The sequence below is a fragment of the Achromobacter dolens genome (assembly GCF_902859745.1).
GTDB lineage: Bacteria > Pseudomonadota > Gammaproteobacteria > Burkholderiales > Burkholderiaceae_B > Achromobacter > Achromobacter dolens.
Genome location: NZ_CADIJW010000087.1, coordinates 1 through 9,975, shown reverse-complemented (window position 1 = coordinate 9,975; position 9,975 = coordinate 1). Strand labels below are relative to the sequence as shown.

General features: G+C 67.8%; 10 protein-coding genes and 2 pseudogenes. 9 read left to right on the top strand and 3 right to left on the bottom strand.

Features of this window, described 5'->3' with window-relative positions:
• Window positions 1-380 (bottom strand): annotated as a pseudogene (locus HV783_RS28755) (SPOR domain-containing protein); the annotation flags it as partial.
• A gap of 21 nt (window positions 381-401) precedes the next feature.
• Window positions 402-1,712, bottom strand: coding sequence for a bifunctional tetrahydrofolate synthase/dihydrofolate synthase (gene folC / locus HV783_RS28750; RefSeq protein ID WP_054502828.1), 1,311 nt, complete (start codon window positions 1,710-1,712; stop codon window positions 402-404).
• 164 nt (window positions 1,713-1,876) lie between these two features.
• Here folC and HV783_RS28745 point away from each other — a divergent pair, with 164 nt between their 5' ends.
• The 4 genes from HV783_RS28745 to HV783_RS28730 all read left to right on the top strand — a co-directional run bounded on the left by HV783_RS28745 (window position 1,877) and on the right by HV783_RS28730 (window position 5,738).
• On the top strand, window positions 1,877-2,293 hold the full coding sequence (locus HV783_RS28745) for a cupin domain-containing protein (RefSeq protein WP_054502829.1): 417 nt from the start codon (window positions 1,877-1,879) through the stop codon (window positions 2,291-2,293).
• A gap of 78 nt (window positions 2,294-2,371) precedes the next feature.
• Window positions 2,372-3,343, top strand: a complete 972-nt coding sequence (locus HV783_RS28740; RefSeq protein ID WP_175167451.1) for a Bug family tripartite tricarboxylate transporter substrate binding protein — start codon at window positions 2,372-2,374, stop codon at window positions 3,341-3,343.
• On the top strand, window positions 3,340-4,572 hold the full coding sequence (locus HV783_RS28735; RefSeq protein WP_175190313.1) for a CaiB/BaiF CoA transferase family protein: 1,233 nt from the start codon (window positions 3,340-3,342) through the stop codon (window positions 4,570-4,572). Before HV783_RS28740 ends, HV783_RS28735 begins: the two co-directional genes overlap by 4 nt.
• Complete coding sequence (locus HV783_RS28730; protein ID WP_054502832.1) at window positions 4,572-5,738, top strand: acyl-CoA dehydrogenase family protein; 1,167 nt, start codon at window positions 4,572-4,574, stop codon at window positions 5,736-5,738. The genes HV783_RS28735 and HV783_RS28730 overlap by 1 nt, the downstream gene beginning before the upstream one ends.
• A gap of 79 nt (window positions 5,739-5,817) precedes the next feature.
• Here HV783_RS28730 and HV783_RS28725 read toward each other — a convergent pair whose 3' ends face one another.
• A complete protein-coding gene (locus HV783_RS28725) occupies window positions 5,818-6,555 on the bottom strand; it encodes an IclR family transcriptional regulator (RefSeq protein WP_054502833.1) in 738 nt (245 codons plus the stop codon).
• Window positions 6,556-6,698: 143 nt separating this feature from the next.
• Here HV783_RS28725 and HV783_RS28720 point away from each other — a divergent pair, with 143 nt between their 5' ends.
• The 5 genes and pseudogenes from HV783_RS28720 to HV783_RS28700 form a co-directional block, all read left to right on the top strand.
• Complete coding sequence (locus tag HV783_RS28720) at window positions 6,699-7,076, top strand: flagellar protein FlaG (protein ID WP_175190312.1); 378 nt, start codon at window positions 6,699-6,701, stop codon at window positions 7,074-7,076.
• Window positions 7,077-7,219: 143 nt separating this feature from the next.
• The gene (fliD, locus tag HV783_RS28715; protein ID WP_054502835.1) at window positions 7,220-8,608 is read left to right on the top strand and encodes a flagellar filament capping protein FliD; all 1,389 of its coding nucleotides are present in this window, start codon (window positions 7,220-7,222) and stop codon (window positions 8,606-8,608) included.
• Between the two features lie 18 nt (window positions 8,609-8,626).
• Window positions 8,627-9,055: a flagellar export chaperone FliS gene (gene fliS / locus HV783_RS28710; protein ID WP_054502836.1), complete on the top strand. Its 429-nt coding sequence runs from the start codon at window positions 8,627-8,629 to the stop codon at window positions 9,053-9,055.
• Window positions 9,056-9,102: 47 nt separating this feature from the next.
• The gene (locus HV783_RS28705) at window positions 9,103-9,456 is read left to right on the top strand and encodes a flagellar protein FliT (protein ID WP_035360316.1); all 354 of its coding nucleotides are present in this window, start codon (window positions 9,103-9,105) and stop codon (window positions 9,454-9,456) included.
• Window positions 9,453-9,975: pseudogene (locus HV783_RS28700) on the top strand (flagellar hook-length control protein FliK); the annotation flags it as partial. The gene HV783_RS28705 and the pseudogene HV783_RS28700, both read left to right, overlap by 4 nt.

The following is a 9,975-nucleotide window of genomic DNA, read 5'->3' as shown; positions in this document are numbered from 1 at the left end:
GTGGTGGACGGCGTCGCGGCCTGCGGCGCGGCGGCTTGCGGCGAGGTCACAGGCGGCGGCGTCGCGACACCGGACGACTCGCCAGGCGTGGCGCCTTGCGCCGGCGCGGCGGGCGCGGTCGCCTGCGGCTCGCTCACCTGCGGCTGGAATGGCGTGGTGCGTTCCGGCACCTTGATGGGGATGTTGTCGGCCACGGGCGTCGGCTGGGAATCCAGCACCATCGGCAGGACGATGACGGCCGCCAGCACCAATGCGATGGCGCCCGCGAGCCGGCGACGGGCGCGCCCGCGCAACTCGGCCGCCTGAACCTCGCTCGGCACGGCCGCTCGCTTGGAGGGTTGCGCCTGGTCGGCAGGATCCTTGCGTTTGAAAAAACCCATGTTTGCCTATGCCGCTCTTGCCTACGCCTTGCGACCCAGAGACTGCAAAACCGAGGCCACGGTGAGAAATGATCCGAACACCACGATTCTATCATTCTCCCCTGCCCGTTCGCGCGCCGCGGCAAAGGCCTGGGCGGGATCGGCGTAGGCCGAGACGCCCGGCGCCTCGGCCCCGGCGGGCGCGGCTGGCAGGCCGGCCGCGACCCGTTCGGCCAGGTGTTCGCCGGAGCCGCCGCGCGGTCCCGGCAGGCCGGCGCAGAACCAGTGGTCGATGCGCGTGCCGATCTTGGCCAGCACACCCGCCAGGTCCTTGTCGTTGAGCATGCCGAACACCGCGTAGGTGTACGGATGGAAACCCATGTTATCCAGGTTCTGGGCCAGCACCGCGGCCGCATGCGGGTTGTGCGCCACGTCCAGGATCACCGTGGGTTGGCCCGGCAGGATCTGGAAACGGCCGGGCAGCGAGGCCTGCAACAGGCCCTGGCGCACCGCCTGCTGCGGCACCGGCAGGCGGTCGCGCACCGATTCCAGCGCGGCCAGGGCCGCCGACGCGTTCAGCAACTGGTTGGCGCCGCGCAGCGCGGGATAGGCCAGCGCGCTGCGGCGCTGTTCGCGGCCGCCATAGGCCCACTGCTGACGGTCGCCGGAATAGTTGTAGTCGCGGCTGAACAGCCACAGGTCGGCGCCGATCTGCTCGACGTAATCAAGCAGCGACTGCGGCGGCACCGGATCGGCACAGATGGCCGGCCGGCCGGCGCGGTAGATATGGGCCTTTTCGAAACCGATCTTCTCGCGCGTGTCGCCCAGGTACTCGATGTGATCCAGGTCGACGCTGGTGACGATGGCACAGTCGGCATCGATGATGTTGACGGCGTCCAGGCGGCCGCCCAGGCCGACTTCCAGCACCACCGCGTCCAGCCGCGATTGCGAGAACAGGCGCAGGATGGCCAGCGTGGTGAATTCGAAGTACGTCAGGGACGTCTCGCCGCGCGCGGCCTCGACCGCGATGAACTGCTCGATCAGGGCCTCGTCCGAGGCGATCTGGCCATTGACGCGCGCGCGCTCGTTGAAATCGATGAGGTGCGGCGAGGTGTATAGCCCGACCTTGTAACCCGCGGCCAGCAGGATCGACTCCAGCATCGCGCAGGTCGAGCCCTTGCCATTGGTCCCGCCCACCACGAACTTCACGCCCGGCAGTTCCAGGTTCATCCGGGCAGCCACTTCCCGCACGCGCTCCAGGCCCATGTCGATCGCGGTGGCGTGGATCGATTCCAGGTACTGCAGCCAATCGGACAGGGTGGCGCCGGCGGCGGGCTTGAGTGCGGAAGACATGAGGCGGGATCGCAAAGGTGAACAGCCCATGATTTTAGCAGCGCATGCCCGGTGTTTTCCCTAATCCCCCTGGGACGCCGCGGGATCGCCGGGAAAACCCGCTTGCCGATGTTTTTCTCATACGTGAAAATGAATTCACATATGAAAACTAACAAGGATGAGACATGACGCAGCGCAAAACCCCCGCCTGGCTGGTCCGCGAGGCCGAGGTGCCCGGCTACCACCCGGCCAACCATACCGGCACCCTCAACCGCCGCCTGATCGGCCCCGACACGGTGGGCTCGCGCGGCGTGGAAGTGCTGCTGGGCGTGATCGACAAAGGCCAGGGCGCGCTGCCGCACGCCCACCCGGGCATCGAGCAGGTCTGTTACCTGCTGTCGGGCAGCGCCCGCGCGCAGGTCGGGGACGAATGGGCCGACATGGGCCCGGGCGACTGCTGCTATTTCCCGCCGGACATTCCGCACGTATTCACCGTGACCAGCGACGAGCCCGCGCGGCTGCTGGTGATCTACACGCCTCCTTACGAGGAATCCCCGGACCGCGTGATCCGCGGTTTCCCCGCATCGACCGCTGGCGCCTGAAGGCGCCACGGAGACCGGCCCATCCCGGGCAGCGGCCGCAGAAGCCGCGCCCGCTTCGCATCCCCCTGGAGACAAACCATGCGACTACTACGCCTGCTGGGCGCCACCCTGGTCGGCGGCGCCATCGCCCTGGCCCTGCCAGCGGCACACGCCGCGGACTATCCGAACAAACCCATCACCCTGATCGTGCCGTTCCCCGCCGGCTCCGGCACCGATGCGGTCGGCCGCATCTTTGGCGCCGAACTGTCGACCATCCTGGGCCAGCAGATCGTGGTGGAGAACAAGCCCGGCGCCAACGCCACCATCGCCGCCAGCTACGTGGCGCGCGCCAGGCCGGACGGCTACACGCTGTTCGTGACCACCAATACCTCGCATTCGGCCGCCCCCTGGCTGATGAAGAACATCCCCTACGATCCGGTCAAGGATTTCACCCCCATCGCGCGCGGCGGCAACCTGCCCTTCATCCTCGTCGTCAATCCCAAGCGGCCGTGGAAGACCGTGGCCGACCTGGTCGCCGACGCGCGCCAGCACCCCGGCCGCATCACCTACGCCAGCGGCAACAGCACCGGCATCGTCGCCGGCGCCACCCTGGCCAACCGCGCCAAGATCGACATCCTGCACGTGCCCTATAAAGGCACGCCGCAGGGCCTGACCGACGTAGTCGGCGGCCAGGTCGATTTCATGTTCACCGACCTGGCGTCCGGCCTGCCGTTCGTGCAGTCGGGCCAGTTGCGGGCGCTGGCGGTGTCCACCGCCGAGCGCAGCGCGATCGTGCCGGACCTGCCTTCCATGGCCGAGTCGGGCGTGCCGGACTTCGACCTGAATTCGTGGAACGGCTACTTCGGCCCGGCCGGGATGCCGCCCGAGGTGGTGGCCAAGCTCAACGACGCCATCAAGCAGGTGGTGGCCAAGCCAGACGTGCGCAAGCGCCTGGCGGGCCTGGGCTTTGACGCGTTTTCCAGTTCGCCCGAGGCCTTCGGCCGGTTCGTCGGCGAGCAACGCGACCTGTGGGGCAAACTGATCCGCGACGCGGGGATCGAGCAGCAATGACAATGTCCGCCGCCGCATCCCCGCGGGCCGCCGGCCCCCTGTCCGGCGTACGCATCCTGGACCTCAGTTCGGTTGTGATGGGTCCTTACGCCACCCAGGTGCTGGCCGACCTGGGCGCCGACGTCATCAAGGTCGAGTCGCCCGCCGGCGACAACATGCGGGCCGTCGGCCCGATGCGCAACCCGGGCATGGGCCACCTGTACCTGCACCTGAACCGCAACAAGCGCTCGGTGGTGCTGGACCTGAAGACGCCGGAAGGCCGCGAGGCCTGCCTGCGCTTGGCCGAGACCTGCGACGCCCTGCTCTACAACATCCGCCCCCAGGCCATGGCGCGCCTGGGCCTGTCGTACGCGGCGGTGGCGGCGCGCAACCCGCGCATCGTCTACCTGGGTGCCTACGGCTTCGGCGAGGCCGGCCCCTACGCCGGCCGGCCTGCCTACGATGACCTGATCCAGGGCCAGACCGGCATCGCCGCGCTGGCGGCGCAGCAGAGCGGCGACGTGCCGCGCTACGCGCCGCTGACGCTGGCCGACCGCGCCGTGGGCCTGCATGTGGGCATCGCGCTGGTGTCGGCGGTGCTGCACGCCCGCGCCAGCGGCCAGGGCCAGCAGGTCGAGATCCCGATGTTCGAGGGCATGGCGCACCTGGTGCTGGGCGACCACCTGGGCGGCGCCACCTTCGAACCGCCGCTCGGCCCCACCGGCTACGCCCGGTTGCTGGCGCCGCACCGCCGGCCCTACGCCACCGCCGACGGCTACATCTGCCTGCTGATCTACAACGACAAGCACTGGCGCAACTTCTTCGCGCTGATCGGCCAGCCGGAACTGGCGCAGGATCCGCGTTTTCACACCCACGGCGCCCGCGCCGCCCATATCGACGAGGTCTACGCCTTCGTCGCCGACGTGATCCGCACCCGCGCCAGCCAGGACTGGCTGCGCGAGCTGGCGGACGCCGACATCCCCGCATCGCAGCTCTACACGGTCGACGACCTGCTGCAGGACGAGCACCTGGCCGCCACCGGCTTCGTGCAGGACCACCAGCACCCGACCGAGGGCCGCCTGCGCACCCCCGCCCCCCTCGGCCGCTACCAGGGCACGCCGACCGCCATCCGGCGCCCGGCGCCGACGCTGGGCCAGCACAGCCGCGAAGTGCTGGCCGAGGCCGGCTACGACCCCGCCGGCATTGACGCGCTCTTTGCCAATCGCATCACCCAGGATGGAACCGACTGATGGACTTTGCATTCACCCCCGATCAATTGGCGCTGCGCGACGCAGTATCCCGCATCTGCGCCCGCTATCCCGACGAATACTGGCTGGAACGCGACCGTGAAGGCGGCTTCCCTGAACCCCTGCACGCCGACCTGGCGCGCGACGGCTGGCTCGGCATCGCCATGCCGCCGGAGCATGGCGGCGCCGGCCTGGGCATGACCGAGGCCGCGCTGATGATGCAGACCATCGCCGCCTCGGGCGCGGGCTTCACCGGCGCGTCGGCCGTGCACATGAACATCTTCGGCCTCAATCCCGTGGTCGTGTTCGGCAACGACGAGCAGCGCGCCCGCTGGCTGCCGCCGCTGATCGCCGGTCAACAGAAGGCCTGCTTCGCCGTCACCGAGCCCGACGCCGGCCTGGACACCACCAAGCTCGGCACCCGCGCCGTGCGCCAGGGCGACGAGTACGTGGTGCATGGCCGCAAGATCTGGATCTCGACCGCCCAGGTGGCCGACAAGATGCTGCTGCTGGCGCGCACCACCCCGCTGTCCGAGGTGGCCAAGCCGACGCAGGGCCTGTCGCTGTTCTACACCGACCTGGACCGCGGCAAGGTCGAGGTGCGTGAAATCGAGAAGATGGGCCGCAAGGCGGTGGACTCGAACATGCTGTTCATCGACGGCCTGCGGATCCCGCTGGCGGACCGCATCGGTGAGGAAGGCCGCGGCTTCGAGTACATCCTGCATGGCCTGAACCCGGAACGCATCCTGATCGCGGCCGAGGCGGTCGGCATCGGCCGCGCCGCCCTGGAGCGCGCGGTGCGCTACGCCGGCGAGCGCCATGTATTCGGCCGGCCGATCGGCCAGAACCAGGGCATCCAGCACCCGCTGGCGCAGGCCTGGATGCAGTTGGAGGCGGCCGACCTGATGGTGTTCAAGGCCGCCAGCCTGTATGACGCCGGCCAGCCCTGCGGCCCCAGCGCCAACGCCGCCAAGTATCTGGCGGCCGAGGCCGGCTACAACGCCTGCCAGACCGCGGTAATGACGCTGGGCGGCATGGGCTACGCCAAGGAATATCACGTGGAACGCCTGCTGCGCGAGAGCTTCATCCCGCGCATCGCGCCGGTCAGCCCGCAACTGATCATGTGCTTTATCGCGGAAAAGGTGCTGGGCCTGCCCAAGTCCTATTGAGGCCCCTGCCGGCCGGCGCGCACGCCGGACGCGCCGGCCGCCCGGGCCACGCGCCTTGCGCGCCGCCCCCGGCGCCCTCTCAGGACTGCTGTTCCAGCCCGGTGCACGCCGCCCGCAGGATGCGGGCGTATTCCTCCTGGCACGGCTCGATCCGGTAGATGGGGCCGCCCACGGAGATGGCATAGTGCTCGCCCGAGAGCGTCACCGGCCAGGCGATGGCGCCGACGTCGGGAATCGACTCGCCGCTGTTCATGAACCAGCCGCGCTGGCGCGACAGCGTCAGATCCTGCAGCACCGCTTCGCGCGTAACCAGCGTGCGCTCGTTGTAGCGCGTCAAGGGGCCGCTGCCGAGCAGCGCGTCACGGGCCGGCTCATCCATCAGGGACATGAGCGCCTTGCCCAGCGAATTGGCGTGTACGTCCTTGAACTCGCCGGCAACCGGCGCGTATCGGATCGTGTGCGGCGAATCCAGCACGTCCAGGTAGACCACCCGGCCGTCCTGCGTCAACTTGGCGAATACGACGGTTTCCCGGGTTGCGTCCCTTAATTCAACCAGGCTCGGATAGACCCGGTCCAGCACCGGATCGGCGCGGGCGATGCGTTGCGCCATCGCCAACAGGCGCCCGGTTGGGTAGTAGCCCTGGCGGCGTCCGGTTTCGTAGAGATAGCCCAGGCCGGTCAGGGTGCGGATCAGGGCCAGGCAGCTCGATACCGGCACGTCCAGCAGCCGGGCCAGTTCCGACAGGGGCAGTGCGCGCTTTTCCCGGGCATAGGTTTCGATGATTTCGATGACTCGCAACGCCGTCTTGACACTCATTGCCCGATCCCAACTTGTTAGCACATGAAACAGCCCGCTGTGACGAGGGCTAAAGTTCCCTGCGGCGCTGCCGTAATCGTAGCTGAGAATTCCCTGAAAACAGCGCGTTCCTCCGAGACGCCCGCACCGCCGCTGGAGTGATCATGGCCGTAACCCCCTTAGCCCCCGCTACGTTCGCACCGGCGCCGGTCGCGGCCGTGTCAGTCGTCGCAGATCCATCCGTCACCGTCGCCCCGCCCGCCGCCAGCACCAATGGCAGCGGCACCGATTCCGCGACGTCGGAGCAGTCGAATTCGCAGAAGCTGCCGCTCGACAAGGCGCTGGACGAAATCAACGAGCAGATGAAGGCCTGGTCGACCCAGTTGCAGTTCGAGGTCGACCCGGACGTGCACCAGGTGGTGGTATCGGTGGTGGACGCCAAGTCCGGGGACGTCATTCGTACCATCCCCAGCGAAGCTGTGCTCAAGATCGCCAAAATGATCGTGAACATGCAGGGAAATGGCATCAAGACCTCGGCTTGACATGAATTCCCGTACTTTCTTCTGTGCCCGTTTTGGCGCCAATCGATGATGGAATCATCGAATTAGGCCCGCCTTATGCCCTTACCCGGCCAATCGCCGGCACCCTATTTTTGACAGAATCGCATCGCTAGGAAGGATTTCACATGGCCTCTATCACTAACCTCGGTTCAGTTTCCGGCTTGCCCCTGGAAAAGATCCTGTCGGACCTGCAGGCCGCCGAGGACAAGAAGCTCTCGATCTACACCACCCGCGCCTCCAGCTACAAGACTCGCATCGACGCCTACGCGCAGCTGCAAAGCTCGCTGGAAGCCCTGCAGAAGTCGGCTGCGGTACTGGGCAAGACCGAGACGATGGCTGCCATCAAGGGCAGCGTCACCGGCGGCACCGCCTTGACGGCCACTGTGGCCGCCGAGGGCGCCGTCGCGGGCCAATACGTCATCGAAGTGAACAACCTGGCGCGCGCCCAGAGCCTGCAATCGGGCGCCGTGGCCGACCGCACCGCCAAGCACGGCGACACCGGCTCGTTCGAAATCGAGCTGGCCGACGGCACCAAGCGCACCATCGACCTCAAGGGCGACACCTCGCTCAACGGCATCGTCAAGGCCATCAACGCCGACGACAAGTCCGGCCTGCGCGCCACCGTCATCAACGACGGCAGTGGCAACAACTACCTGATGCTGACGGCCAAGGACACCGGCGTCCAGGCCTCGGTCAAGAACATCACCGTCACCGGCGACCAGTCGCTCAAGGACATCCTGTCCTTCAGCACCGCCGCCGACGGCACCACCACCGGCATGGCCAACACCAAGGCCGAAGACGCCCAGCTCACCATCAACGGCCTGGCCGTCAAGAGCGGTTCGAACAACGTGGCCAACGTCATCGACGGCGTCACGCTGAACCTGACCGACAAGACCGAGGCCGGCAAGCCGATCACGCTGAAGCTCGAATCCGATACGTCGGTCGCCAACAAGGCCATCCAGGACTTCGTCAAGACCTACAACGCGCTGCAGACGACCATCAAGAACCTGACGGCCTTCGACGCCAAGGCGGCCACCAACCAGCCGCTGACCGGAGACGGCACCACGCGTTCGATCCAGTCTTCGGTGACCGGCGCGCTGCAGGCCGTGCTGGGCTCGGGCACTGTCCGCTCGCTGGCCGACCTGGGCATCACCACCGATCCGCAGACGCGCCAGCTCAAGCTCGACCAGACCAAGCTGGACAAGGCACTGAGCGGCAGCCCGGCCGACGTCACCAAGCTGCTGACCGGCGACAACGGCCTGGCCAAGAATTTCGAAAAGGCGTTCAAGGACGTGTTGGGCAGCACCGGTTCGCTCAAGACGCGCACGGACGGCCTGACCAAGTCGATGAGCGATCTGGACGCCCAGCAAAAGCGGGCCAAGGCCGCCAGCGATGCCGAGATCGACCAGATGCGTACCCGCTTCGTGGCGCTGGACAAGTTCTACATGCAAATGCAGACCACCGCCAACTACCTGACCCAACAATTTGCGGCGATGAACAAATCGAGCAAATAACCTGTAGAAGATGCATTAATGACTTACGCCGCCCGCCGCCCCACAGGGTCCCAATCCGTCCGCTCCTACGCCGATATCGGCCTGGAAACCCAGGTGCTGGGCGCGAGTCCCGAGCGGCTGATCACCCTGCTGTACATGGGTGCCCGGGCGGCGATCGGGCAGGCACGCATCCACCTGCAGGAAGGCCGGGTCGCCGAGCGCGGCGCGGCCATCTCGAAAGCGATCAAGATCGTCGATGAAGGCTTGAAGACCGGGTTGAACATGGAGGCCGGCGGCGAGATCGCCGCCAACCTCGCCCGTCTCTACGATTACATCGTCCGCACCTTGCTGACGGCAAATCTGAAAGCGAACGCCGAGCAACTCGATATCGCCGACCGCCTGCTGGCGGATCTGGCCGAGGCTTGGCAGACTTCCGTCGACCGACCGGCTGGCCTCACCCAGCCCTGATGGCCAAAAACACAAATCCAGCCAGCCATCGAACGCCCGAGATTTCCATGACGTCCCTTACCCAGTACTCATCCCCTATTCTGGAACACTACCAGGAGATCGCCCTCATCACGGGCGAGATGTTGACGGCCGCCCAGGCCGGCGACTGGGATACGGCGATGGCCCACGGGCAGCAATACTGCGAGCTGGTCGAACGCCTGCGGATCGCGGAGCCGACCGCGCCGCTGGACGAAGCCGGCCGCGCCATGAAGTACGACCTGCTGGTGCGTATCCTCGAAAACGACGCGCTCACGCGGGACCTGGCGCTCCCGCAACTGGCCCGGCTGGGCGAACTGCTGGGCCGCATGAAGCGCCAGCAGACGCTGTTGTCCGCCTACGGCTACCAGGCGCCTGAAGCATGAGCGTAGGTCCCGCGGCACTCGGCAACGTCCTAGTGCAGCGGTTGGACGCCGTGCTTGGCACGACGATGTCCGCCGCCAGCGCCAACCAGGTGTCGGGCGCGCGGCCGGATGCGGTCAGCCAGCCCGGCAACCTGGACAAGCCCGGCTCGGCCGACGGCTCCAATCGCGACCCGCGACAAGGCATCCAGACCGGCGGCGCCCGCGGCGACCGCCCGCCCACCGTCCTGGACGCCAAGACCGCCGCCGCGCTGGCGCTGGCCGCCCGCGGCCTGGTCACCAGTAGCGACACCACGGCCTCGGCCCCCACCACGCTGGGCACGACCGCGCGCGCGATCCTGGCGTTGCTGGCCCAGTATCCCGACGCCGCGCCGCCGGTGCAGGGCCGCGCTCCCTTGTGGTCGGCCAACGCGCCGGCCCAGCCTGGCACCGACCAGGCCGCCGCACAGCCGGCGCAACCCGGACAACCCCAGCCCCCCGCCACCGGCGCGGCGGCTCACGCCACGACCCCGGCCACCAGCG